This is a genomic window from Palleronia sediminis (assembly GCF_004358695.1).
GTDB classification, from domain to species: domain Bacteria; phylum Pseudomonadota; class Alphaproteobacteria; order Rhodobacterales; family Rhodobacteraceae; genus Palleronia; species Palleronia sediminis.
In genome coordinates this window covers 14,319-37,332 of sequence record NZ_SNAA01000021.1, presented here as the reverse complement: position 1 = coordinate 37,332, position 23,014 = coordinate 14,319, and the positions used below count along the sequence as shown (strand labels likewise).

At 70.4% G+C, this 23,014-nt stretch carries 23 protein-coding genes and 1 tRNA gene; 13 read left to right on the top strand and 11 right to left on the bottom strand.

Going from position 1 to position 23,014, the window contains the following annotated elements:
• Window positions 1–94 precede the first annotated feature (94 nt).
• From crtA to bchO, 4 genes are read left to right on the top strand one after another with little or no spacing between them, the layout of a single operon-like run.
• Entirely contained in the window at window positions 95–796 is a 702-nt protein-coding gene (gene crtA / locus E2L08_RS15130) for a spheroidene monooxygenase (protein WP_240758262.1), read from the top strand.
• A complete protein-coding gene (gene bchI / locus E2L08_RS15125; protein ID WP_133397936.1) occupies window positions 793–1,821 on the top strand; it encodes a magnesium chelatase ATPase subunit I in 1,029 nt (342 codons plus the stop codon). The genes crtA and bchI overlap by 4 nt, the downstream gene beginning before the upstream one ends.
• The gene (locus E2L08_RS15120) at window positions 1,818–3,467 is read left to right on the top strand and encodes a VWA domain-containing protein (protein ID WP_133397935.1); all 1,650 of its coding nucleotides are present in this window, start codon (window positions 1,818–1,820) and stop codon (window positions 3,465–3,467) included. Before bchI ends, E2L08_RS15120 begins: the two co-directional genes overlap by 4 nt.
• Window positions 3,468–3,485: 18 nt before the next feature.
• A complete protein-coding gene (bchO, locus tag E2L08_RS15115) occupies window positions 3,486–4,382 on the top strand; it encodes an alpha/beta fold hydrolase BchO (protein WP_133397934.1) in 897 nt (298 codons plus the stop codon).
• On the opposite strand, the gene E2L08_RS15110 is transcribed toward bchO, so the two are convergent.
• The 5 genes from E2L08_RS15110 to E2L08_RS15090 form a co-directional block, all read right to left on the bottom strand.
• Window positions 4,369–5,427, bottom strand: a complete 1,059-nt coding sequence (locus E2L08_RS15110; protein WP_240758264.1) for a flagellar basal body P-ring protein FlgI — start codon at window positions 5,425–5,427, stop codon at window positions 4,369–4,371. The genes bchO and E2L08_RS15110 overlap by 14 nt on opposite strands.
• Window positions 5,428–5,465: 38 nt before the next feature.
• Window positions 5,466–6,452 carry a flagellin gene (locus tag E2L08_RS15105; protein WP_133397932.1) on the bottom strand — a complete coding sequence of 329 codons (987 nt, stop codon included), beginning with the start codon at window positions 6,450–6,452 and terminating at the stop codon, window positions 5,466–5,468.
• A 2-nt stretch (window positions 6,453–6,454) separates the two neighbouring features.
• The gene (locus E2L08_RS15100; RefSeq protein ID WP_133397931.1) at window positions 6,455–7,864 is read right to left on the bottom strand and encodes a FlgK family flagellar hook-associated protein; all 1,410 of its coding nucleotides are present in this window, start codon (window positions 7,862–7,864) and stop codon (window positions 6,455–6,457) included.
• Window positions 7,865–7,876: 12 nt separating this feature from the next.
• Window positions 7,877–9,166: a flagellar hook protein FlgE gene (locus tag E2L08_RS15095; RefSeq protein WP_133397930.1), complete on the bottom strand. Its 1,290-nt coding sequence runs from the start codon at window positions 9,164–9,166 to the stop codon at window positions 7,877–7,879.
• A gap of 78 nt (window positions 9,167–9,244) precedes the next feature.
• Entirely contained in the window at window positions 9,245–10,024 is a 780-nt protein-coding gene (locus E2L08_RS15090; RefSeq protein ID WP_133397929.1) for a flagellar motor protein MotB, read from the bottom strand.
• A 117-nt stretch (window positions 10,025–10,141) separates the two neighbouring features.
• Between E2L08_RS15090 and ubiG the strand changes: the two genes are divergently transcribed.
• Window positions 10,142–10,852 carry a bifunctional 2-polyprenyl-6-hydroxyphenol methylase/3-demethylubiquinol 3-O-methyltransferase UbiG gene (gene ubiG, locus E2L08_RS15085; RefSeq protein WP_133397928.1) on the top strand — a complete coding sequence of 237 codons (711 nt, stop codon included), beginning with the start codon at window positions 10,142–10,144 and terminating at the stop codon, window positions 10,850–10,852.
• A 30-nt stretch (window positions 10,853–10,882) separates the two neighbouring features.
• Here ubiG and E2L08_RS15080 read toward each other — a convergent pair.
• The 4 genes from E2L08_RS15080 to E2L08_RS15065 all read right to left on the bottom strand — a co-directional run bounded on the left by E2L08_RS15080 (window position 10,883) and on the right by E2L08_RS15065 (window position 14,696).
• Window positions 10,883–10,958 (bottom strand) — tRNA-Thr (locus tag E2L08_RS15080).
• A gap of 42 nt (window positions 10,959–11,000) precedes the next feature.
• Entirely contained in the window at window positions 11,001–12,647 is a 1,647-nt protein-coding gene (locus E2L08_RS15075; protein WP_133397927.1) for a heme biosynthesis protein HemY, read from the bottom strand.
• Window positions 12,648–12,657: 10 nt separating this feature from the next.
• Window positions 12,658–13,929, bottom strand: coding sequence for a COG4223 family protein (locus E2L08_RS15070; protein WP_133397926.1), 1,272 nt, complete (start codon window positions 13,927–13,929; stop codon window positions 12,658–12,660).
• A 53-nt stretch (window positions 13,930–13,982) separates the two neighbouring features.
• A complete protein-coding gene (locus E2L08_RS15065) occupies window positions 13,983–14,696 on the bottom strand; it encodes a uroporphyrinogen-III synthase (RefSeq protein ID WP_168771171.1) in 714 nt (237 codons plus the stop codon).
• Between E2L08_RS15065 and tsaD the strand changes: the two genes are divergently transcribed.
• Both tsaD and E2L08_RS15055 read left to right on the top strand, forming a co-directional pair.
• Window positions 14,695–15,819: a tRNA (adenosine(37)-N6)-threonylcarbamoyltransferase complex transferase subunit TsaD gene (gene tsaD, locus E2L08_RS15060; protein WP_370450693.1), complete on the top strand. Its 1,125-nt coding sequence runs from the start codon at window positions 14,695–14,697 to the stop codon at window positions 15,817–15,819. The genes E2L08_RS15065 and tsaD overlap by 2 nt on opposite strands.
• Entirely contained in the window at window positions 15,816–16,229 is a 414-nt protein-coding gene (locus E2L08_RS15055; protein WP_133397923.1) for an EVE domain-containing protein, read from the top strand. The genes tsaD and E2L08_RS15055 overlap by 4 nt, the downstream gene beginning before the upstream one ends.
• Here the strand turns inward: E2L08_RS15055 and E2L08_RS15050 are convergent.
• Window positions 16,226–17,413: a TIGR03862 family flavoprotein gene (locus E2L08_RS15050; protein WP_370450692.1), complete on the bottom strand. Its 1,188-nt coding sequence runs from the start codon at window positions 17,411–17,413 to the stop codon at window positions 16,226–16,228. The two genes, E2L08_RS15055 and E2L08_RS15050, sit on opposite strands and share 4 nt — an antisense overlap.
• Window positions 17,414–17,512: 99 nt before the next feature.
• Here E2L08_RS15050 and E2L08_RS15045 point away from each other — a divergent pair, with 99 nt between their 5' ends.
• Window positions 17,513–18,445, top strand: coding sequence for an ABC transporter ATP-binding protein (locus E2L08_RS15045; protein ID WP_133397921.1), 933 nt, complete (start codon window positions 17,513–17,515; stop codon window positions 18,443–18,445).
• Window positions 18,442–19,203 (top strand): ABC transporter permease, encoded by a 762-nt coding sequence (locus E2L08_RS15040; RefSeq protein ID WP_133397920.1) that lies wholly within the window; start codon window positions 18,442–18,444, stop codon window positions 19,201–19,203. Before E2L08_RS15045 ends, E2L08_RS15040 begins: the two co-directional genes overlap by 4 nt.
• On the opposite strand, the gene E2L08_RS15035 is transcribed toward E2L08_RS15040, so the two are convergent.
• Window positions 19,193–20,107 (bottom strand): AEC family transporter, encoded by a 915-nt coding sequence (locus E2L08_RS15035; protein WP_133397919.1) that lies wholly within the window; start codon window positions 20,105–20,107, stop codon window positions 19,193–19,195. The genes E2L08_RS15040 and E2L08_RS15035 overlap by 11 nt on opposite strands.
• A 137-nt stretch (window positions 20,108–20,244) precedes the next feature.
• On the opposite strand from E2L08_RS15035, the gene E2L08_RS15030 reads away from it, so the two are divergent.
• The 4 genes from E2L08_RS15030 to E2L08_RS15020 are packed head-to-tail and all read left to right on the top strand — an operon-like array spanning window position 20,245 to window position 22,959.
• Entirely contained in the window at window positions 20,245–21,045 is an 801-nt protein-coding gene (locus tag E2L08_RS15030) for a S49 family peptidase (RefSeq protein WP_133397918.1), read from the top strand.
• On the top strand, window positions 21,046–21,210 hold the full coding sequence (locus E2L08_RS17050; RefSeq protein WP_168771170.1) for a hypothetical protein: 165 nt from the start codon (window positions 21,046–21,048) through the stop codon (window positions 21,208–21,210). It abuts the gene before it with no gap.
• 1 nt (window position 21,211) lies between these two features.
• On the top strand, window positions 21,212–22,177 hold the full coding sequence (locus E2L08_RS15025; RefSeq protein WP_133397917.1) for a calcium/sodium antiporter: 966 nt from the start codon (window positions 21,212–21,214) through the stop codon (window positions 22,175–22,177).
• Window positions 22,177–22,959: an SDR family oxidoreductase gene (locus E2L08_RS15020; RefSeq protein ID WP_133397916.1), complete on the top strand. Its 783-nt coding sequence runs from the start codon at window positions 22,177–22,179 to the stop codon at window positions 22,957–22,959. The genes E2L08_RS15025 and E2L08_RS15020 overlap by 1 nt, the downstream gene beginning before the upstream one ends.
• The last annotated feature ends 55 nt before the right edge of the window (window positions 22,960–23,014 follow it).

Sequence of the window (23,014 nt, the reverse complement as noted above, 5' to 3'; positions counted from 1 at the left end):
AGAGGTGTCCAGTTTGGTTGACAATCATGCCGCTTGCTCTTTTCTGCGCAAGGGAATGCTGTCAGACTGGATTTACACTTTCAGGAGGTGCGGGATGCAGACCGTGACCCTTACCTTGCATCGTTTCGACCGTGTCGCCGTGCGGCCCTGGGTCGTGGCGCAGATGGGGCTGTCGCGTCTCGACATGGCGCGCCTGCCCGGTTGCACCTTCTGGAAACTCTGCGGCACCGGTTCGGGCGCGGGGTTCTCGCCCCGCCCGAACTGGAGCACATGGGCCATCCTCGCCTGTTGGGAGGATCGCGCCGCCGCCGAGGCGGGGCTGGCCGCCCAACCCTATCGGCGCTGGGCCGCGCGCGCTGACGCGGTGCGCACCATCGTTCTCGAACCGGCACAGGCGCGCGGGCAATGGTCGGGCCGCACCCCCTTTGCCCCGGACGGGAACCGCCCGATCGAAGGCCCGGTCGCCGCGCTGACCCGCGCGACGATTCGCCCCAGGCATCTCGCGCGGTTCTGGGCGCGCGTGCCCGATATCCACGAGGCCATCCTGTCGGACATGAACGTCACCTTTCGCATCGGGCTGGGCGAGGTTCCGTGGCTCCACCAGGTGACGTTCTCGATCTGGCCCGATGCAAGGACCATGGCCGATTTCGCCAGGGCCGACGGGCCGCATATGCGCGCGGTGCGCGCCGTCCGGGCGGGCGACTGGTTCTCGGAAGAGCTCTACGCCCGTTTCGCCGTCATCGAGATGCGCGGCGCGTGGCCCGATGAAACCTCAGACCTGCCGAGGGCCGCATGACCGCACACGTCTTTCCATTCTCCGCCATCGTCGGCCAGGAGGACATGAAACGCGCGATGGTCCTCGCCGCGATTGACCCCTCCATCGGCGGCGTTCTCGCCATGGGGGATCGCGGCACCGGCAAATCGACCGCTGTCCGGGCGCTGGCGGGGCTCTTGCCGCCGATCCGCGCGGTCGCGGGCTGCCCGGTCGCGTCCCCCCGGCCGGGGGATTGTCCCGAATGGGCCGAAATCGCCGATACCCGCGTCGTCTCGCGCCCGACGCCGGTGGTCGACCTGCCGCTGGGCGCCAGCGAGGACCGCGTGACCGGCGCGCTCGACATCGAGCGCGCCCTGACCCGCGGCGAAAAGGCGTTCGAGCCGGGGCTGCTGGCGCGCGCCAATCGCGGGTTCCTCTATGTGGACGAGGTTAACCTGCTCGAGGATCATATCGTCGATCTGCTGCTCGACGTGGCCCAGTCGGGCGAGAACGTGGTCGAGCGCGAGGGCCTGTCGATCCGCCACCCCGCACGGTTCGTGCTGGTGGGTTCGGGCAACCCCGAAGAGGGCGAGTTGCGCCCCCAGCTTCTGGACCGGTTCGGCCTGATGGTCGATATCGCCTCGCCCGGCGATGTCGAGACCCGCGTCGAGGTGGTCAAGCGCCGCGATGCGTTCGAACGCGCGCCCGCGGCCTTCGTGCGCGACTGGGCGCCCGAGGATCGCGCCCTGCGCAAGCGGATCGTCGCGGCGCGAAAGGCGCTGAAATCGGTCGAGGCGGGCGATGCCGCGCTGCGCGACTGCGCCGAGCTGTGCATCGCGCTGGGCGCCGACGGGCTGCGGGGCGAGTTGACCCTGCTCAGGGCGGCGCGCGCGCTGGCCGCGCTCGAAGGCGCCCCGGCGGTCGACCGATCCCATATCCGCGAGGTCGCGCCGATGGCGCTGCAACACCGTCTGCGCCGCGACCCGATGGACGAGGCCGGCAGCGCGGCCCGGATCGCGCGCCTGATCGAGCGGGTCTTTGGCCCGGTCGCCGCCGCCGCCGAATGACGCAGGACGACGATCCTTCGGGCCCGGCCGAGCATGTGCGGCGCGCCATCGAACTGTTCCTCGTCGATCCGGCGGGCATGGGGGGGATCTGGCTGCGCGCCCGGCCCGGTCCCGTGCGCGACGCGGTTCTCGGCTGGCTCGCCCCGCTCGACCCGCGGCGGGTGCCCGCGCAGATGGACGATGCGACGCTTGACGGGGGGCTCGACCTTGCAGCGACCCTGACGACGGGGCGGGTCGTGACCGGGCAGGGAGTCCTTGCCGGGGCGCGGCCGCTGATCGTCGCCACGGCCGAGCGGATGGAAAGCGGGGTCGCCGCCCGGATCGGTCACGCGGTAGATCGCGGCGGTCCCGCGGTGGTGCTGCTCGACGAGGGCGCCGCCGAGGACGAGGCCCCGCCCCCCGGCCTGATCGACCGCATCGCGCTGGCGCTGCCGCTCGACACAATGAGCTATCGCGATCTCGTCGCGCCCGATCCCGCGCGGGTCGCGGCGGCGCGCAAACGGCTGTCCCATATCGAGACCCCGCCCGATCTGGCCGAGGCGCTGGTGCGGATCGCGGCCTCTCTCGGGGTGGCATCGCTGCGCGCGCCGCTCAGGGCGATGGCGGCGGCCCGCGCGCTGGCCGCGCTGGACGGTCTCGCGGCACCGGGCGAGGCGCAGGTCGCGCAGGCGGCGCGGCTGGTCTATGCGCATCGCGCGGCCCCCCTGCCGGACGAGGCCCCGCCCGACGAGGCGCCGCCGCCCGATCCGACCGAGCCGCCGCCCCCCGGTGATGACGCGGGCGCCGGCGATCCGGCCGATGACAGGGTGATCGACGGCGTCCGCACCGCCATGCCCGAGGATCTGAGCCGTGCGCTGGCCGCCATGGCCCGCAGCCGCGCCCGTCCGAGCGGCGCGGGCGGTGGCGAGCGTCGGCGGGGCGGCACGCGCGGCCGCCCCCTGCCGTCGCGGCCGGGTGCCGCCGGCCGCGGCCGGGTCGACGTGCTGGCCACCCTGCGCGCGGCCGCGCCCATGCAAAGGATGCGCGCCCGTCCCGAAGGGGGCGCCATCGTCGCGATCAGGCCCGACGACATCCGCCTGCGCCGGTACGAGACGCGCGCCGATCGGTTGGTGATCCTGTGCGTCGATGCCTCGGGCTCGACGGCGCTGGCACGGCTGGCCGAGGCCAAGGGGCTGGCCGAGACGCTTTTGGCGACAGCATATGAAAGCCGCGACCACGTCGCCGTCATCGCCTTTCGCGGCCAGATGGCCGAGCTTGCGCTGCCTCCGACGCGCAGCCTTGCCCGCGCCAAGGCGCGGCTGGCCGGGTTGCCCGCGGGCGGCGGCACGCCACTGGCCGCCGGGTTGCAGGCCGCGCTCGACCTGATCGAGCAGTCGCGGCGGCGGGGCATGACCCCCGCGCTGGTCCTGTTCACCGACGGGCGGGCGAATATCGCGCTGGACGGGACGGCGGACCGGGCGCAGGCTGGCGGCGATGCCGAACGGCTCGCCCGCATCATCGCCGCGCATCGGCCCGCCGGCGCGGTGGTCGATACCGGCCGCCGGCAGGGGCGCGACATGCGCGCGCTGGCCCAGGCGCTGGGCCTGCCGGGCGTCAGCTTGTGCCGCGCCGGCGACGGGGCCGGGGCGGTTGCCGATGCGCTCTGACCGGGAAAGGCCGACGCGATGACCCCCCTCGGACCCCCGCCCGGCGATCTGCCGCCCGACTGGCCGCTGGCCGAGTACTCGGGCACCGCGACCGTCGGCGCGCATCGGTGGCATGTGCAGGTGCTGGGCACCGGGCCGGCGGTCCTGCTACTGCACGGCACCGGCGCCTCGACCCATAGCTGGCGGGGCGTGGCGCCGTTGCTGGCCGACCACGCGCGGGTGGTCATGGTCGACCTGCCGGGGCATGGATTCACCCGCGCGACGGGGCCCGAACGCGCGTCGCTTCCGGCGATGGCGGACGATCTGGCCTTGCTGTTGCAGCGGCTCGGCATCGCGCCGGATATCGTCGTCGGGCATTCCGCGGGCGCGGCCATCGCGCTGTGGATGGCGCTGGCCGCGCCCGAGACGATCCGCGGGGTCGTCGGCTTCAACGCGGCGCTCTCGCCCTTTCGCGGGGCGGCCGGCTGGGTATTCCCCGTGCTGGCGCGCACGCTCGTCCGCGCCCCCGGCGTGCCGTTCCTCGCCAGCCGCGCGCTCGGGCTTCCGGGGCAGGTCAGCGGGCTGCTGGCCTCGACCGGATCGCGGATCGACTCCGCGGGGCGGCGGCAATACCGCCAGCTTGTCTCGGACCGGCGGCACGTTGCGGGGGCGCTTGCCATGATGGCGGCATGGGATGTTGGCCGATTGTCGGAACGTCTGCCGACCCTCGCCTGTCCCGTTCTGCTTGCGACCGGGTCGCGGGACGGATCGGTGCCGCCCGAAAACTCCCGCGAGGCGGCGGCGCGGCTGCCCATGGGAGCCTGGCGCGACCTCGGCGCGCTGGGCCATCTCGCCCACGAGGAACGCCCCGACCTGGCCGCCGGGATCATTCTTGGAATGCTGTCCGATCCCGCGGCCATGGTCACTGAACGATGAAATCGGCGTGGAGGGCACCGGCCGCCTTTATGCTTTTCAGTATGTCGATCATGTCGCGCGGCGCGACCCCCAGCGCGTTCAGCCCCGCGACGACCTGCGACAGCGACGTGCCCTCGGGCACCTCGGCCAGACCCGTTCCGGCCTCTTCCTCGATCGCCACATTGGTGCGCGGCACGACGACCGTCTCGCCCGGAGCGAAGGGGTTGGGCTGGATGGCGATGGGGGCTTCCTCGACCCGCAGGGTCAGCCCGCCCTGGCTGACCGCCACCCGGCTGATGCGCACGTCCGATCCCATGACGATGGTGCCCGACCGCTGATCGACGACGACGCGCGCGCGCCGTTCGGGTTCGACCCGGATATTCTCGATCCGGCCGATGGCATGGGCGGGCGAGGCGGCATGGGTCGCCGCGATATCGACCAGTACCGTGCCCGCGTCGAGCATCACCGCGACCCCGCGTTCGAGCGTCGCGTTGATAGCGTGCTCGATCCGCCCCGCCGTGGTGAAATCGGGGGTGCGCAGCGCCAGGCGGATCTGCGCCAGCGTCGTGAAGTCGAAATCGATCTCGCGCTCGACCCGCGCGCCTGCGGGAATGGCGCCGGCGGTGGGCACGCCCTGCGTCACCCGCGCGGCATCGCCCTCGGCCACGGCGCCGCCCGCGATGACGGTACCCTGCGAGACGGCATAGATCTGCCCGTCGGCCGCGTTCAGGGGGGTCATCACCAGCGTGCCGCCCAAAAGGGAGGTGGCATCCCCGATGGCCGATACGGTGACGTCGATCCGGCTGCCCGCGCGGGCGAACGGCGGAAGCTCGGCCGTGACGAGGACGGCGGCGACGTTTTTCGGGCGAAACTCCTCTCCGCCGACATTCACCCCGAGCCGTTCGAGGATATTGGTCATGATCTCTTCGGTGAAGGGCGCGTTGCGCAGCCCGTCGCCGGTCCCGTTCAGCCCGACGACAAGTCCATAGCCGACCAGATCGTTGCCGCGGACGCCGTCGAACTCGACCAGGTCCTTGATGCGGACGGGCGCGGCCGCGGCCGCCATGCCCCAGACCGCCAGGGCGAGGATCAGTACGCGCCCGATCACAGGTGGTTCACGAGGCTGAGCCGCGACAGGCGCGCCGTGACGGCATGCAGCGTGTCGAGCTGCGCCATCGCCTGTTGCAGGCGCGTGGCCGTCTCGTAGGGATCGACGCCGATGCGGGCGTTCCGCTCGGATTCGAGCGCATGGCGCCGGGCGGCGGTGGAGGCGCGGGCCGCGTCGATCTGCGCCTCGGTCGCGCCGAGGCGGCCGCGCAACCCGGTGATCGCGCGTTCGGCCGGCATGAGATCGGCCCGTGCGTCGATGGCAAGGGCCGCGCGGGCCGCTTGCGACGCATCGTCCAGCAAGGCGAGCTTGGCCGCCGCGGCAAGACCGGATCGCAGGGCGGGATCGTCCGCGGTCAGCCCGATGGCGGCGCGCTGGCCCTGGGCGATGGCGATGGCCGGCGCGGGGGCGGGCGAGCCGCGGTAGTCGGCGGTCGAAAACTCGCCACCCGGCCCGAAATAGCCGTCGATGGCCGCGCCGATATCCCCGGCCGTGGTCATCCCGGCCGTCAGCGCGCGCAACTTGCCGAGAATCGCATCCCCCGAGATGACGGCGGGGGCGTCGACCCGCGTCCCGGCAAAGACGCTATGGCCCGCGACCGCGGTGTTCAGGTCGCCGATCGCGCCCAGAAAGGCGTTGCGCCCCTCGGAGGAGAGCGCATCCAACGCCTGGGGCGAAGCCGCGCCGGTCAGCGTGGCGGTCTGGCCGGTCAGGGTCGACAGGCGCCCCGAGATCGCACCAAGGGCCGCTTGCGCCCCTGCCGCGCGCAGCCCCATCTCGACCGCGGCCCGGTCGTAGGTGTCGGCCAGTGTCAGGTCGCGGGACAGGGCCGCGATGGCGCGGGTATCGCCCCCGGTCGCGGCGGCGATGTCGGGGGCGAGCCCGGTGGTCAGCGCCTGGCCGAGCCGCGTGGTTTCCGCTTCGAGCCGCGCGGCCCCGCGTCTGAGCAGGAAGGATTGGGCGAGGTCGCCGATGGATTGCATCGTCAGATCTCCATGAGGCGGCGCAGCATGGCGTCCGCGGCTTCGATGACGCGGGCGTTCGCGGCATAGGATTTCTCGATCAGCATGAGCGTCTGGAGCTCGGCGTCGGTATCGACCCCGCCGGCCAGTTCGGCCTCGCGCAGGGCGGAATGGCGCGCGGCCGAATAGGTTTCGGCCTCGCGCGCGGCAAAGGCGTCGCGCGCGGCGGTCGCGACCGTGGCATCGGCCAAGCTGCCCAGCGTCTGGCGGGCGGCCCCGAGCACCGGGTCGGCCGGAACGCGGGCCGTGGCGGCCCGTTCGCGCATCGCCTCCAACAGGCGTGCATCGCCCGCGGCACCGGGGGCCGCGGCGGCGATCCCGTCGCGCAGGCGCCATGTCTCGCCCGTGCCGGATGCCGCGATGACGGGGTTGACCGCGATGCGCAGCGACAGGCCCGGCCCGCCGGGGCTGGCGGTGAACAGACCCTGCGCGCCGGGGGGCAGGGTCGGGTCGAGGCCGGGATCGGCATAGCGCGCGACCAGTTCGGCGGCGAACCCGTCGAGCCGGGCCTGTGCGGTGGGCAGATCGGTGTCGCGCAAGGCAAACAGCGCGGCAAGCCGCCCGCCGCCGAGCTTTCCATCCTCGCCGGTGGCGACGGGGGTGCCGTCGATCACGAGGCCAGAGGGCATGGCGCCGGGGGACATGGCGTTCGACGGCGTGAACTCGAACCGCGCGATGCGATCGTCGAGCAGGATCTGGCCATTCGTGCTCATCACCGCGATTCGGTCGTTTTCGCGCTGGAACAGGCGGATGGGGACGATATCGGCGATGCCGTCGAGTTCGCGCTGGCGCAGATCCTTGAGTGTCGACGTATCCTCGCCCGTGGCCTTGAGAACGGCGATGCGGGCGTTCAGGTCGTCGACGCGGGTCAGCGCCCCGCTGAGCCGGTCGAGCGTCGCGGCGATCTCGGAATCGGCGCGCAACCGTTCCGCCTGTATTCCCTGTCCCGCGCGGTTGAGCCCGGCCGCGATGTCGCCCGCGCGCGCGGCAACGGAATCGAGCCGCAGATCCGAGGCCGGGTCGGCGGCGGCGGCGACCAGCGCGCCCTCGAACCGGGCGATCAGGCCCGGAAGCGCGGCGGGGTCGTCGGCCGCGCCCACGATCCGCCCGGCGCGTTCCAGCCCCGCGGCCCGCGCGGTGCGGCCGCCCAGCTCGGCATCGGCGCCGCGGCGTTCGTCGAGCAGTGCTGCATCGACGCGTCGGTCGATGGCGACGATCTCGACCCCGCCGAGAACACCGGGCGACAGCCGGGTTTCGCGCGCACCGTATCCGGGGGTCAGGGCATTGGCGATGTTCGACGACACCGTTTGCGCCTGGCGGCCGGACGATGTCAGGCCGGACAGGGCGTTGCCGAAGGCGGCCGCGATGCTCATGGCGTTGGGTCCTTACCGCTTGAGGTTGGTGGTTTCCTGCAACATCTCGTCCACGGTCTGGATGACCTTGGCATTCGTGGAATAGGCGCGCTGGGTCTGGATGAGCTCGGTCAATTCATGCGCGACGTCGGTGGTGCTTGCCTCCTGGGCATAGCCCAGCGTCTGCCCCACAGGGCCCGTGCCCGCGTCCCACAGGAACATGCTGCCGCTGTCGCGCGACACGCCGAATGTCTGCGCCTCACCCGCGATCAGGCCGTTCGGGTTCGGCACGTCGACGACCGGCACGCGATAGATCGGTCGGGTGAAACCGCCGTCATAGATGGCGCGGACGGTGCCGCCGGTGTCGATCTCGACCCCCTTGAGATTGCCCACTGCCGAGCCGTTCTTGGTCAGGGTCGAGGGCGCGAAGGTCGTATCGAGCTGGGTGATGCCGGTGGCCCCCCCGATCTCGCCGATATTCACGGTGATCGTGCCGCCCCCCACGGCAAGGTCGAAGGTCCCCGTGGCCGGGTCGTAGGCCCCGCCGGCATTGGTCGTGACAGAGGCAAGCTTGCCGCCGCCGACGGCCGCATCGGCAAAGGTCATGGTATAGTTGCCGACCGAGCCGCCGTTGGCGCTGTCGACGACATCGACGACCCATTCGTTCTCGGTCCCCGAGGGGGTGAAAGTGAACTTCAGCGTCTCGGTCTGCCCCAGATTCCCGAAATATTCGAGCGTCATGTCCTCGGGCGCCCCGAGATTGCCGGGCACCGAAGAGCTGTAGGGCAGGTTCAGCCCCAGCGTCATCTCGGTCGTGGGGTTGGCGGCGAACTGGTTGTGAAAGATGTTGACCGGCTGGAGCCCGGCGGCCGTATCGCGCGGAAAGCTGGGGAACGTGCCGTCGAGCTGGGCCGGCCAGCCCATCAGCGCGAAACCGGATGCATTGACGAGCGTCCCGTCGGCATTGGCGGTGAAGGATCCGGTGGTGGCCAGCGCGATCTCGGTGCTGCCGGCCAACATCGCGGCGGTGTTGCGCGCCACGGGCAGGAAACCGCCACCGTTGATCGCGATATCCATCGCGTTCGAAGACGCGCGGATCTGGCCCTGTTCATCCACCTGGCGTTCGGTCGTGGTGCGCACGCCCCCGGCGGCGTAGAGCCCCTGCGACGATGCCCCGTTCAGCACCATGGCGTGGAAATCGGTGACGCTGCGCTTGTAGCCGAATGTCGAGGAGTTCGCGATATTGTCCGAAATGCTCGCAAGTTTCTGCGAATTGCCGTTGAGCCCGCTGACACCCGCGGCAAGGGACGATGACATCGACATGAACTGGCCTTTCCCGTGATCCAAGATCGTTGACCCCGTCCTAACAGCCCGGCCTTAACGATCCCTGAACGCCGCGTCTCACCGCAGCAGCGTCAGCTCGATGCGGTTGTTGCGCGGGTCCATCCGGTCTTCGCGGGCGGGGTTGCGGTCGGCATGGCCCACGACGCGCCGGACCCGGTGGGCGGCAAGCTCGCCCTCGGTCAGGAGGCGGCGCACGGTATCGGCCCGCCCTGTCGACAGGCGCCAATCCGGCGGATCGCGCAGTACCACGGGCGCCGATTTCACATGCCCGCCAATGGCCACGTCGTTGACGAAGGGCGCGAACGCCTCGCCGATGACGTCGAGCAGGCGCGACATGATCGGGGTCGGCGTCACCTCGTCGGGGTCGAAGAGCGGCCGGTCGGGCAAATCCGACAGCTCGACGATGAGCCCCTCGTCGGTGATCCGGGTGGCGATGTGGCGCCGCAGCTCGTCGGGCAGCGGAGAGTCCTCGCCCGAAAGCGTCTGGGCCAGCGATTCCAGATCGGCCTCGGTCGCGGCGCCGTCCTCGGCCCGCTGGCGCGAATCCGTGCCGTCGCCCGCACCGGGATCGGTCTTTTGCGCGACGGCGGTGATGCCCATCAGCGCCCCGTCCCCGCCGCCCGATTCGGGGCTGACCGGGACCGTCGGGCTGAAATAGTCGGCGATGCCGCTGCGCATGTCCTCGGAGGTCGAGCTGAGCAGCCACATCATGAGAAAGAACGCCATCATCGCGGTCACGAAATCGGCATAGGCGACCTTCCACGCGCCGCCGTGGTGGCCGCCCTCGATCTTTTTGACGCGCCTGACGATTATCGGGGCACCTTGCGGTTTACCCATGTCTTACCCTCCTTCATCCCCGTGGAGGACGATAGCGGGCCGAGGTGACGACGAGGCTAACGTGTAAACTTGGCGGCGAACTTCGCGTTTTCGCCCGATTTCAGGAGGAGACCGCCCATGGGCAAGGCCCGCAACGACCTGACGATCTATGACGACACCGCCGCGGCCTGGTGGTCCGACGATATCCGCTGGGTGCGGGTGCTCAGGAACATGGTGCCGGGGCGGCTGGCGTGGTTCGACCGGCATGTCGACTGGACGGGGCGGCGGGTGCTGGATCTCGGTTGCGCCGGCGGGTTCATGGCCGAGGCGCTGGCCCGGCGGGGCGCGCAGGTCACGGGGATCGACCCCGCGCGCAAGGCCGTCGAGGCCGCCCGCGCCCATGCCGAGACCGAGGGGCTGTCGATCGCCTACGATGTCGGCGCGGGCGAGGATCTGCCCTATGAGGCCGGGTCTTTCGACGCGGTGGTGTGTGTCGACGTCCTTGAACATGTCCGCGATCTCGATCGCGTCATGGCCGAGGTCGCGCGCGTGCTGGTGCCCGGCGGGCGGTTCCTGTTCGACACGATCAACCGCAATGCCCTGTCGCGCTTTGCCGTGGTGACGATGGCCGAGGACGTTATGCGGCTCTTGCCCAGGGGCACGCATGACCCCGAAATGTTCATCACCCCGGCCGAGCTGGATCGCGCGGCGCGAAAGGCGGGGTTGAGGCCGCTGAACCGGACCGGGCTGGGCCCGCGCGGCGTGAATCGCCGCGGCGATCCGACCTTCGGACCGCTGCCGTTCACATGGCTCATCTACATGGGATATGCCGAGAAGCCGTTGAAATAACGGTCTCGGCGCGGTGCGTTTTGAGAGAAGTGGTGCCCCAAGACGGACTCGAACCGCCGACCTACTATTTACGAAACAGTTGCTCTACCAGCTGAGCTATTGGGGCACGGCGTGGCGCATAGCAGGCTTCGCCGGGGCGCGAAAGGGCCTAGTTGGCCCCTTTGCGTGCGTTTTCCTCGTCGCGCTGTTCCTGGGGAACGATGACCTCGGCCTCGGGGACCGTCGTGGGGATGGAGCGGTCGTCCTCGCTGACCGGCGGCACGGTGGGCGCGGGCTGCTCGGGCGCGGGGGCGGGCGCGGGGGTCGCCGGCGCGGTGGTGGGGGCTGTCGCCTCCGGTTGCGCCGGTGTCGCGGTCTCGTCCGCTGCCGGGGCGGTCTCGGCGGGGTCGGTTTCCGGCACCTCGGGCTTGGGCGCGTCGATCTGGCCCACGATCAGGGGCAGCATCGCCGTCTGCGTGGGCATCGCGACGACCCCCTCGCGCGGTTCGGTCCAGGTCAGCGTGTCGAAGGCGCCGCAATTTCCGCAGATCGGCGCCCAGTCGCCATGGACGCCATGGCAGTTCTCGCAGACCCATTGCGGGCCGCGCGGCACGCTCAGCGCGCGGGTCAGCCAGCCGCGGACCACGGCCTCGTCGGCCCCCTCGCCGCGTTCGATGGCCGCCATGATGGTGACGGAGCGCGAGGTCGGGTTCTCGGTCGCCAGATCGCCCAGCGCGCGGCGCGCGGCGGGAAAATCCTCGGCGGCGATGTTCAGTTCGGCCAGCAGCATCCGGGTTTCGGGGTGATCGGGATGGATGCGGGTCAGGGTGTTGAAACGCCGGATCCGCTGGGTCGGGCTTTCCTCGGGAGAGATGGCGGCGAAGGCCGCGGCGAGATCGGGGTGGGGCTGCGCCGTCCACGCCTTTTTTATGACGCGGGTGGCATAGCGTTCCTGCCGATTGTCGATGTAATGCCGCGCGGCCATGACCGCGGCGGGCACCAGGTCGGGCGACAGGCGGTTCGCCTCGATGGCCGATTCGCGCGCCTGGATCGACGCGCCTTCGTCGACGATGCCCTTGGCTTCGCCCAGCGCGAGCACCGCATCGCGCCGCTTGTGCACGTCGCGGGGCAGGGCCCCCGATTTCAGCTTGGCCCCGAGGGTCTGGCGGGCGCCGGACCAATCCTGCCGCGCCGCCTGAAGCCGCAACAGCGTGTCCTGCGTCTCGACATGGCGCGGCTTGAGCGCGAAGGCCTTTTGCGCCAGGGCAAGCGCGGTATCGGTGTCGCCGTCCTCGAGCTTTTGCTTCATCAACCCGCGCACCCCGACAAAGCGGGTGCGGTCGTCCTTGAGGAGTTGCTTGTAGACGTCAGCGGCCTTGGTGCGGTCGCCGGTCAGTTCGGCCCCCTGCGCCACGATCAGCCGCGTGAGATCGGGCCGGTCGAGATAGCGTTCGGCCTTTTCGGCGCGGGTCTGGGCCTCGCGCCCTTCGCCGGATGCCAGCGCGAGCAGGGCGTCGGAGAGGGCGTTCAGCCCCTTTTTCTCGCGATTGCGCGAGAAATACCGCGTCACGGCCGTCTCGTCGCCGTTGAGGAAACGAACCAGTGCGACCAGGAAACCCAGCAGCTTGAGCGCCAGCCAGACCGCCGCGACCAGCAGGACGGCGGCGATCGCCATCTGGAGCGGGCCGAGCGTCACCTCGAACCCGGCGACCGCGATGCGTAGCGTGCCCTCGGCCTCGAGAAGCCATTCGGCCCCCAGCGCCAGGGCGCCGACCAGCGCGAAGAACAGAACGACTTTGAGCAGGGACCAGAGCATCAATGCGTCCTCAGTTTGTGTTCAGGGATTGCGACAGCGACTCGAAGGCCGAGACCGCATCGAGGCGGGTGCGCGCGCGGTCGACCCAGTCCGACATCGCCTCCTGGCCCTCGGGGGGTAGGGCGTCGATCTCGTCAAGCGCGGCAGCAAGGTCGCCGTCGTTCACGCGGGCCTCGGCCCGGCTGAGGATGGCGTCGGGGCCGTCGCCCTCACGCTCCGAGGTGGAGCGCGCATTGGTCTGGGCGCGCAGGAACGCGCCGAAGCGGTCGATGGCCCCGTCGCCCGCCGTGGCCCCGATCGCCGCGGGCAGCGCATCGCGCGCGGCATCGGGGAACGCGGCCTGCAACTCGCGCAGCGTCGCGACGCCCGCATCCGCGGGCGCGGTCAGCCCGTCCGGCAACCCGACATCGCTGGCCGCATCGAGCGACGAGACCGCGCTCGCATAGGGCTCGCCCGTTCCGAGGGCGGCGTTGATCTCGGCCAGCGCGCCCTGTGTGGCGATCCGCGCGGTTTCGGCCTTGGCATCGGCGCGCGCCTGCGAGATGGCGTCGGATTGCTCGCTTACGCGGGTGTCCAGCGCGGCGATGCGATCCTCGATCTCGGCGATCTCGTCGTCGTAATCGGCCGGCTCGGGCAGGCTGTCGATCCGGGCGTTCAGCGTCGAAAGACTCCCCGCAAGCTCGTCGATCTGAGCCCGCAAGGCGTCGGCGGCCTGGGTGTCGCCGCCTTCGGTCGCGGGCGCGTCCGTGCCGGTCGAGAGCGTCGCGGTCGTCTCGAGCCCGGCCACGCGGTCGGCCAGATCCTCGAGTTCGCCGCCGACCCCGCCAAGCGCGGATTCGATGGCCGCGATGGCGTCGGTATAATCGGGCGTCTCGGGGACAGGTTCGATGGCGGCGGTGCTGTCGGCCTCGCGCTGGGCGGCATCGGCCTCGGCGGCGCGGGCCGCTTCTTCGAGGCTGGTCTCGAGCGCGGCGATGCGGTCGGCCTGCGTGCCGATCTGCCCCGAGATCTCGTCGAGCGCGGCGGTGGCGCTGTCATCCTCGGCGACCTCGAACAGCCCGAACTCGGTGTAATAGGCGACGAGATAACCGATCGCCCCGGCAAGGAACCCGCCCAGCAGGATCGCGGCGAACCCGCCCGTGCCCACCGTGGCGGGAGCGGGGCGCGCCCGGTCGTCCTCGGGCGTCTCGGAGGTCGGACCCCGGTCGGGGGCGTCGCCTTCGGCCCCGAGGCTGTCGCGCGTCTTGTTGTCGTCGGTCGCCGTTTCTTCGCTCGTCGCCACGTTTCCGTCCCTTTCGCGTTTCTGCGGTCCTGCGCCAGACGCGCCGCCGCGGATCAGCCCGGTCTTGTTGTCCCTGCCATCCCGGCGAGCCGGTCGAGAAGACCGGCAATATCGGGTTGTCCTGCAACTAGAGCACGGTCGGGCCAAGGCCAATTATGCAGAACACCCTCGGCAATCGCCAGCAACAACGTATCGACGGGGCGATCCCCGAGATCCTCGGCGATGAGGCGGGCCGTGCGCAGCGACATGAGCGGCAGAACGCAGGGCCGCGTCATCAGCGCCTGCCGCGCGGCATCGCTCAGCCCGAGGGCCTGCTGGTCATAGACGACGCGGGCCTGCGCCGGGATGCCGGCATCGTTCAGCCAGCCCGGCAGATCGCCGGTCACATGCCGTCCGTGCAGATGCAGGAACGGCCCCGGCTCGGCCCGCAAAAGGGCAAAAAGCGATTTGGCATCGCCCCCGGCGACCCGGCAGGTCATGCCTACCGCCCGCGCGGCCTGCGCGGTCCGTTCGCCTACGGCCCAAGCCCGGCGCCCGGCCAGCGGCACGAGCCGGGCCGCGGCGCGCACGCCGTTGGCCGAGGTGAACACAAGCTCGCCCTCGGGCAGGGGGCCGGGGTCGAGGGGCACGATTCGCGTGACCGGCGAGAACAGGATCGCGCCATCCCAGCCCCGCGCACGCGCGAGCGTCGCGAACTCGGCCGATTGATCGGCGGGGCGCGTCAGAACCAGGTGGCGCTGCGGCGGCGGTGTGCGTGGACGCGACATGCCCCGAGTGGTAGGCCGCGCGCATCCCAACGGCAACGCCTGCGACATGACACTCACCGTTCTCGGCATCGAAAGCAGTTGCGACGACACGTCGGCCGCCGTGGTGCGGCGCGGGTCCGACGGGCGGGGCGCCATCCTGTCCAATGTCGTCTTCGGCCAGGCCGATCTGCATGCGGGGTTCGGCGGCGTCGTCCCCGAGATCGCCGCCCGCGCCCATGCCGAGCGGCTGGATCACTGCGCCGAGGCGGCGTTGAGCCGGGCGGACGTGACGCTGGGCGGGATCGACGCCATCGCCGTCACCGCCGGGCCGGGGCTGATCGGCGGGGTCATGGCGGGCGTGATGTTCGCCAAGGGGCTGGCGGCCGCGACCCTGCGCCCGCTGATCGGGGTGAACCACCTGGCGGGCCATGCGCTGACGCCGCGCCTGACCGATGGTGTCGGGTTTCCCTATCTCATGCTGCTGGCCTCGGGCGGGCATTGCCAGTTCCTGCTGGTCGAGGCTGCGGACCGGTTCCGCCGCCTGGGCGGCACCATCGACGACGCGCCGGGAGAGGCGTTCGACAAGGTGGCCAAGCTGCTGGGCCTGGGCCAGCCCGGCGGCCCCCCGGTCGAAGAGGCCGCCCGCCGCGGCGATCCCGCGCGGTTCGCGCTGCCGCGCCCGCTGCTCGACAGGCCGGGATGCGATCTGTCTTTCTCGGGGCTCAAGACGGCGGTGCTGCGGGCCCGGGACGGCGCGCTGGTGGACGGCGCATTGCCCGCCCAAGCGCGCGACGATCTCTGCGCGTCGTTCCAGCGCGCCGTGTCCGAAACGCTCGCCGAAAAATCGCGGCGCGCACTGGCCGAGGTCGCGCATCTTTCGCCGAGCTGTTTTGCCGTCGCCGGCGGGGTCGCCGCCAATACGGAATTGCGCGAGGCCCTCGGGGACGTGGCGGGTGCGGTGCCGATGCTGGCGCCGCCGCTTGCGCTATGCACCGACAATGCCGCCATGATCGCATGGGCGGGGATCGAGCGATGGGATCTCGGCCATCGCGACGGGATGGATCTGGGCGCGCGGCCGCGATGGCCGCTCGATTCCGAGGCCGCGCCCCTGATCGGGTCGGGGCGGAAAGGGGCAAAGGCATGAGATACTGGCTGTTCAAATCCGAACCCTCGGAATGGTCGTGGGCAGATCAGGTCGCGCGCGGCGATGTCGGAGAGCCGTGGGACGGGGTGCGCAACTACCAGGCGCGCAACGTCATGCGCGAGATGTCGGTGGGCGACCTGGGGTTTTTCTACCACTCGCAATCCGAAAAGGCCTGCGTCGGGATCGTCCGGGTCATCGCGCCCGCCGCCCCCGATCCGACGGATGACAGCGGCAAATGGGACTGCATGACCGTCGCGGCCGAGCGTCCCCTGCCGCGCCCCGTCACCCTGGCCGAGATCAAGGCGGACCCGGAGCTGGCGGATATGGCACTGGTGAAATCCCCACGCCTGTCGGTGCAGCCGGTCACGGCCGCGCAATGGGCCGCGATCTGCGCGATGGCCGGCCTCTAGCACGCGATCCAGCGCGCCGCGGCCTCGCCTGCGCGCAGGCCGGTCGCAAAGCAGGCGGTCAGCAGGTAGCCGCCTGTAGGGGCCTCCCAATCCAGCATCTCGCCCGCGGCGAACACGCCCGGAACGGCGCGCAGCATCAGCCCGTCATCGACCGCGGACCACGCGATGCCGCCCGCGCTGCTGATCGCCTCGTCAAGGGGGCGTGGGCCGTCATGGCGGAGCGGCACCGCCTTGGTCAGGGCCGCCAGCGCGTGCGGATCCGCGGGCAGGGGGCGGCCGAACTCCATCAACAGGGCAAGCGCGGGCGGTGCCAGCTTTGCCGCCTTGCGCAGGCGGTTGCCGATCGAACCCCGTGCGGACCCGATCCGCGCGGCAAGCTCTGCCGCCGTGCGGTCGGGCGCAAGGTCGAGCGTCAGCGCCGCGCCCTCGCGCACCGCGCGCAGGACGGCATAGATGCCGCCCCCCTCGAGCCCGCGGCGCGAGATCACGAACTCGCCGCGGTGGACCGTGTCGCCCGCCAAGAGCGCCGCGCCCTTGATGGGCGCGCCGAAATGGGGTGCGACATGGTTCGACCAGCGGACCTTTAGCCCCGCGTTGGCGGGCGCCCAGGGCACGATCTCGACCCCGCGGGCTGCAAGCCAAGGCACCCATGCCCCGTCCGAGCCGAGCCTGCGCCAGCTTGCCCCGCCGAGGGCGAGGACCGTCGCGGCGGGCGTGATGCCCTGCCGCCCCTCGGGCGTGTCGAAGGCCAGCGCGCCGCCATCCCATCCGCACCACCGCCAGCGGGTCGCGATGCGGACGCCGTCGGCCTCGAGCCGCGCGCGCCATGCCCTGAGCAGCGGCGAGGCTTTCATCGCCACCGGAAAGACCCGGCCCGTGCTGCCCGTAAAAAGCGGCTGGCCCAGGTCTTCGGCCCAGGCGCGCATCTCGGCCGGGCCAAAGCGGCCGAGCAGTTCGGGAAGCGGCCCCGACCCGTCGCCGTAGCGCGAGGCGAACAGGTCGGGCGGCTCGTTCTTGGTCAGGTTCAGGCCCGATTTTCCGGCCATCAGGAACTTGCGCCCGAGCGTCGGCATCGCCTCGGCCACGGTCACGCAATGACCGCGACGCGCCAGCGTCTCGGCCGCCATCAACCCGGCCGGCCCGCCGCCGATCACCCATGCCCGTGCCTGTTCCATGCGCGCCATCTGCCCCGCCCCTGTGCGCCCATGCAAGCATCGCGGGGCGTGTTGCCCCTTTCCCGCGCGGCACCCACGCCCTACCGTTCGCCGCGAAAGCGAGGCCACATGAGCGATGCCATCGTCCGCGTGTCGGACCTGACCAAGACCTACGCCGGCGGTCTGACCGCGTTGCGATCCGTGTCGCTCGATATCCGGCAGGGCGAGATCCTCGCGCTGCTGGGCCCGAACGGCGCCGGCAAGACGACGCTGATCTCGGCCATCTGCGGGCTGGTCACGCCCAGCTCGGGCACCGTCACCATCGGCGGGCATGACATCCTGCGCGACTATCGCGCGGCGCGGTCGCTGGTGGGCCTCGTCCCGCAGGAGATCAACCTCGAACCTTTTGAAAAGGTTATCACCACGGTGCGCTTTTCGCGCGGGCTGTTCGGCAAGCCGCAGAACGACGACCATGTCGAGCGGGTGCTGCGCCAGCTTTCGCTCTGGGACAAGCGCGACACCCAGACCAAGGAACTGTCGGGGGGCATGAAACGGCGCGTGCTGATCGCCAAGGCCCTGTCCCACGAGCCGCGCGTGCTGTTTCTCGACGAGCCGACCGCCGGCGTCGACGTGGAGCTGCGCCGCGACATGTGGGACACCGTGCGCGAGCTCAAGGCGCTCGGCGTCACGATCATCCTCACCACCCACTATATCGAAGAGGCCGAGGAACTGGCCGACCGCATCGGCATCATTGCCGACGGCGAGATCAAGCTGGTCGAGGACAAGCGCGCCCTGATGCACCGGATGGGGCAGAAGCGCCTCGTGATCGAGCTGTCGGAGCCGCTCGACACCATTCCCGAGCCGCTCGCCCCGCATGGCCTGCGGCTGGCCGAAGGCGGGCACGCATTGGTGTATACCTACGACAAGACGGCCGGGCGCACCGGCATCCGCCGGCTCATGGTCGATCTCGAGGCGCAGGACATCGCGCTGTCGGACGTGCGGACCGAGGAAAGCACGCTCGAGGAAATCTTCGTCGACCTCGTTCGGAAGGATGCGGCATGAACCTGCGCGCGACATGGGCGATCTACAAGTTCGAGATGGCGCGGACCTTTCGCACGCTGCTGCAATCGGTGGTGTCGCCGGTGCTGTCGACCTCGCTCTATTTCGTGGTCTTCGGGGCGGCCATCGGCAGCCGCATCGACGAGGTCGAGGGCGTGAGCTACGGCGCCTTCATCGTGCCCGGTCTCATCATGCTGTCGGTGGTCGTGCAATCGGTGTCGAACGCGGCCTTCGGGATCTATTTCCCCAAGTTCATCGGCACGATCTACGAACTGCTCTCGGCCCCCGCCTCGTTTCTCGAGATCACCGCCGGTTACGTTCTGGCCGCGGCGACCAAATCGCTTGCCATCGGGATCATCATCCTGGTCACGGCGTTCTTTTTCGTCGACCTGACCATCCTGCACCCGTTCTGGATGCTGACCTTCCTCGTGCTGACCTGTTTCAGCTTTTCCCTGCTGGGGTTCATCGTGGGCATCTGGGCGCGCAACTTCGAGCAGTTGCAGCTTGTCCCGCTGTTGCTGGTGACGCCGCTGATCTTTCTGGGCGGGGCGTTCTACTCGGTCTCGATGCTGCCGCCCGTCTGGCAGACCATCACGCTGTTCAACCCGGTGGTCTATCTTGTCTCCGGGTTCCGCTGGTCGTTCTTCGGCATGGCCGATGTCGCCATCGGGTGGAGCGTGCTGGCCATCCTCGGATTCACCGGGCTGTGCATCGCGATCATCGGCGTGATCTTTCGCACCGGGTGGCGCATCAGGGCATGAGCCCCGACAGAAGCCAGATCATCGCCGGGATGGTCAGCACCGCGGCGACGGTCTGGGCCGTGACGAGCCCCGCCATCAACTCTCCGTCGCCGTGCATCTGGCGGGTCAGGACATAGGCCGTCGGCGCGGTCGGGATCGCGGCAAAGACGAGCAGGACCAGCGCCTCGGTCGGGGCCAGACCGAACAGCGCCGCGCAGGCGACGGCCACCAGCGGCATGGCCAGCAATCTCAGACCCGAGACGGCGGCGAGGGTCGCGACCTCCCGGCGCAGCGCCTCGGGCCTGAGCGCGGCGCCCACGCAAAGCAGCCCGAGCGGCAGGCTGGCCTGCGCCAGCAATTCGAACAGCCGATCCACCCCCAGCGGCAGGCCGATCCCGGTCAGGGCCAGCGCGATCCCGATGGCGCAGGCAAGGATCAACGGGTTGGTGACGATGGGCCGGATCAGCGCCCCGGCCCCCGGCGCGCTGCCCCGCGCGGTCAGGGCCAGCACCGACAGCACGTTGACCAGCGGCACCGCGACGGCCAGCACCAGCGCCGCGCGGCGCAATCCCGGCTCGCCCAGCAGGCTCGCCGTGACGGCGAGGCCGAGATAGGTGTTGAACCGGATCGCCCCCTGCATGACCGCCCCGAACCGGGCGGCGGGCGACGGGCGCAGGCGCCGCGCCCCCCAGAGCGCGGCGGCCGCGACGCAGATCATCGTCACCGCCGCCCCGCCCAGCCGCACGATCTCGGGATCGTCCAGGGGCGCCTCGGCAAGGTTCGAGATCAGCAGCGCGGGGAACAGGAGCACATAGTTGATCCGCTCGGCCGCGGGCCAGAACTCGGGTGCGGGGCGTCCGGTGCGTGCCAGCGCAAAGCCAAGGCAGATCAACGCGAAAAGCGGCCAGATGGCGAGGATGAGCATGGCGCGCGCCCTTGTCGCGGAAAGGCCCCTTTTCGGCCGGCAATCGCCCGGTCGCAAGCGGGCCGTCGCGCCGCAATCGGCCGCGCCTTTTCCCCCGAGCCTTGCTGGCGCGCGGCCGGACGCCTACATCGGCGGATATGAGAGCCTTCATTCCGTTCCTGAAAGAGACCCCGCTTGTCGCCGTGATCCGGCTTCAGGGTGTGATCGCATCGGGCGGCGGGCCCGCCCGGCTCAGCGACGCCAGCCTTGCGGGTCTGATCGAAAAGGCGTTCCGGCGCGGCAAGCCGCGCGCGGTGGCGCTGTTGCTCAATTCGCCCGGCGGCTCGCCGGTGCAGTCGTCGCTGATCGCGGCGCGCATCCGTCGCCTGGCGGACGAAAAGGGCGTGCCGGTCTTTGCCTTTGTCGAGGACGTGGCGGCGAGCGGCGGATACTGGCTCGCCACGGCGGCGGACGAGATCTATGCCGACGCGAACTCGATCGTGGGGTCCATCGGTGTGATCTCTTCGGGCTTCGGGTTCAACAAGTTCATCTCGCGCTACGGGATCGACCGCCGGGTCTATACCGCGGGCGAGTCGAAAAGCATGCTCGATCCGTTCCAGCCCGAGAACGAGGACGACATCGCCCGCCTCAAGGATCTGCAGGCGCAGGTGCACGAGGCGTTCAAGACGCAGGTGCGCACACGGCGCGGCGACAGGCTGGTGCAGGACGAGGATCTGTTCACCGGGGCCTTCTGGATCGGCGAATCGGCCCGCGGGCTTGGGCTGATCGACGGCATCGGGCATCTCGTCCCGGTGATGAAGCAGCGGTTCGGCGAAAAGACCCGGTTCGCCGTCTACAAGCAGCGGCGCCCGTTCCTGTCGCGTTTCGGCGCATCGCTGGCCGGGGCGGCGCTGGGCGGTATCGAGGATCGCGCGGCCTTCGCCCGGTTCGGTCTTTGAATGATCGTCAAGGTCGTCGTCCTTTTCCTTGTCGGCATGGCGGTTCTGGCCATGTTCGGGCGCTTGCGCCTCCCCGGTCCGTTGTCGAAGGGCAAGCCCGGCAAGTGCCGTGCCTGCGGGCGTCCGAAGATCGGCCGCGGTCCCTGTTCCTGCGGCAAGGGGTAGGATGTTACTCGCGTTTCTGCTGACCGTCGTGGGGCTGGTGATCCTCATCGTCGCGGGCGACCTGCTGGTGCGGGGCGCGGTGAACCTGTCGCTGAGGCTGGGCGTGCCCGCGATGATCGTCAGCCTGACGGTCGTGGCCTTCGGCACCTCGGCGCCGGAACTGGTGATCTCGATCGGGGCCATCCTCGACGGGGCGCCGGGTATCGCGCTGGGCAATGTCGTCGGCTCGAACACGGCGAACGTCCTGCTGGTGCTGGGCGTGCCGGCGCTGATCGCGACCATCGGCATGGACGACCCCGAGACCCGGCGCAGTTTCGTCCTGATGCTGGTAGCGAGCGTCGTGTTCATCGCGCTGGCCTTTGTCGGACCGATGAAGTGGTGGCACGGGCTGATCCTGCTTGCGGTGTTCGGGCTGATCCTCGGCGGGCAGATCCGAACCTCGCTTGCGCATCGCCGTTCGGCGCGGGCCGCCAAGGCCGCGCTGCCCGTCTCGGATGACGAGGTCGAGGGCGCCGATCCGAATATCGGCGGCGGCAAGATCGCGTTCTTCCTGATCGCCGGTATCGTCAGCCTGCCCATCGGGGCACAGATGCTGATAACGGGCGCGCGCACCATCGCCGAGACCTTCGGCGTGTCGGACGAGGTGATCGGCCTGACGCTGGTGGCCATCGGCACGTCGCTGCCCGAGCTCGCGACGACCGTGGCCGCCGCGTTCCGGCGTCAGGCCGATGTCGCCATCGGCAATGTCATCGGCTCCAACACCTTCAACCTGCTCGCGATCTTCGGGATCGCGCTGCTGGTCGGCCCCGTCCCGGTCGAGCGCGAGTTCCTGCGCGTCGATCTATGGGTCATGCTGGCCGCCTCGGTGGCACTGACGCCCTTCGTGTTCCGCGACTGGAAGCTGGGGCGCCTGTTCGGCGCGGTGTTCTGTCTTCTTTATATCACTTATGTCTGGATGATCGTCTGATGCAGAACCGAGCCTTGGTGACGGGTGGCGGCACGCGGCTGGGGCGTGCCATGGCGCTTTATCTCGGCGAACGGGGCTGGGATGTCGCGATCCATTACAACGCGTCGGACACAGAGGCGCGCGAGGTCGTCGAGGCGTTGCAGGGCATGGGGCGGCGCGCGTCCGCGGTGCAGGCCGACCTGCTGTCGCAGGAGGCGACGCAATCGCTGGTGGCGCGCGCGGCCGAAGCGGTCGGCGGGCCGCTGAGCCTGCTGATCAATAACGCCTCGATCTTCGAGCATGACACGCTGGCCAGCGCCACGGCCGAAAGCTGGGACCGCCACATCGGATCGAACCTGCGCGCGCCGGTCTTTCTGACGCAGCAATTCGCGGCGCAGGCCCCCGAGGCGGGGCAGGACGAGAATGGCGAGCCGCTGGCGCGGGGCATGGTGCTGAACATGATCGACCAGCGCGTGCACAAGCTGACGCCCGAATTCATGACCTATACCCTCGCCAAGATGGGGCTTTGGGCCTTTACCCGCACGGCGGCGCAGGCGCTGGCGCCCGCGATCCGGGTCAACGCGATCGGGCCCGGTCCGACGCTGAAAGGCGGGCGGCAGAGCGAGGGGCATTTCGCCGCCCAACGCGCCGCGACCGTGCTGGGGCGCGGGGCCAATCCCGACGAGATATGCGCGGCGCTGGGTTACTTTCTGGATGCGCCGGGCGTCACCGGGCAACTATTGTGCGTCGATGGCGGGCAACATCTAGCGTGGCAGACGCCGGACGTTCTCGGGGTCGAATAGCGCGCTTTATCCCCGCGCATGGGGACCTTCATGATAGTGTCATGAAAGATGCCGC

Coding starts and splice junctions, on each gene's coding strand:
- crtA (WP_240758262.1), top strand. CDS start 95: ATGCAGACCGTGACCCTTACCTTGCATCGTTTCGACCGTGTCGCCGTG.
- bchI (WP_133397936.1), top strand. CDS start 793: ATGACCGCACACGTCTTTCCATTCTCCGCCATCGTCGGCCAGGAGGAC.
- E2L08_RS15120 (WP_133397935.1), top strand. CDS start 1,818: ATGACGCAGGACGACGATCCTTCGGGCCCGGCCGAGCATGTGCGGCGC.
- bchO (WP_133397934.1), top strand. CDS start 3,486: ATGACCCCCCTCGGACCCCCGCCCGGCGATCTGCCGCCCGACTGGCCG.
- E2L08_RS15110 (WP_240758264.1), bottom strand. CDS start 5,427: ATGGCGGCCGCGGCCGCGCCCGTCCGCATCAAGGACCTGGTCGAGTTC.
- E2L08_RS15105 (WP_133397932.1), bottom strand. CDS start 6,452: ATGCAATCCATCGGCGACCTCGCCCAATCCTTCCTGCTCAGACGCGGG.
- E2L08_RS15100 (WP_133397931.1), bottom strand. CDS start 7,864: ATGAGCATCGCGGCCGCCTTCGGCAACGCCCTGTCCGGCCTGACATCG.
- E2L08_RS15095 (WP_133397930.1), bottom strand. CDS start 9,166: ATGTCGATGTCATCGTCCCTTGCCGCGGGTGTCAGCGGGCTCAACGGC.
- E2L08_RS15090 (WP_133397929.1), bottom strand. CDS start 10,024: ATGGGTAAACCGCAAGGTGCCCCGATAATCGTCAGGCGCGTCAAAAAG.
- ubiG (WP_133397928.1), top strand. CDS start 10,142: ATGGGCAAGGCCCGCAACGACCTGACGATCTATGACGACACCGCCGCG.
- E2L08_RS15075 (WP_133397927.1), bottom strand. CDS start 12,647: ATGCTCTGGTCCCTGCTCAAAGTCGTTCTGTTCTTCGCGCTGGTCGGC.
- tsaD (WP_370450693.1), top strand. CDS start 14,695: ATGCCCCGAGTGGTAGGCCGCGCGCATCCCAACGGCAACGCCTGCGAC.
- E2L08_RS15065 (WP_168771171.1), bottom strand. CDS start 14,696: ATGTCGCGTCCACGCACACCGCCGCCGCAGCGCCACCTGGTTCTGACG.
- E2L08_RS15055 (WP_133397923.1), top strand. CDS start 15,816: ATGAGATACTGGCTGTTCAAATCCGAACCCTCGGAATGGTCGTGGGCA.
- E2L08_RS15050 (WP_370450692.1), bottom strand. CDS start 17,413: ATGGCGCGCATGGAACAGGCACGGGCATGGGTGATCGGCGGCGGGCCG.
- E2L08_RS15045 (WP_133397921.1), top strand. CDS start 17,513: ATGAGCGATGCCATCGTCCGCGTGTCGGACCTGACCAAGACCTACGCC.
- E2L08_RS15040 (WP_133397920.1), top strand. CDS start 18,442: ATGAACCTGCGCGCGACATGGGCGATCTACAAGTTCGAGATGGCGCGG.
- E2L08_RS15035 (WP_133397919.1), bottom strand. CDS start 20,107: ATGCTCATCCTCGCCATCTGGCCGCTTTTCGCGTTGATCTGCCTTGGC.
- E2L08_RS15030 (WP_133397918.1), top strand. CDS start 20,245: ATGAGAGCCTTCATTCCGTTCCTGAAAGAGACCCCGCTTGTCGCCGTG.
- E2L08_RS17050 (WP_168771170.1), top strand. CDS start 21,046: ATGATCGTCAAGGTCGTCGTCCTTTTCCTTGTCGGCATGGCGGTTCTG.
- E2L08_RS15025 (WP_133397917.1), top strand. CDS start 21,212: ATGTTACTCGCGTTTCTGCTGACCGTCGTGGGGCTGGTGATCCTCATC.
- E2L08_RS15020 (WP_133397916.1), top strand. CDS start 22,177: ATGCAGAACCGAGCCTTGGTGACGGGTGGCGGCACGCGGCTGGGGCGT.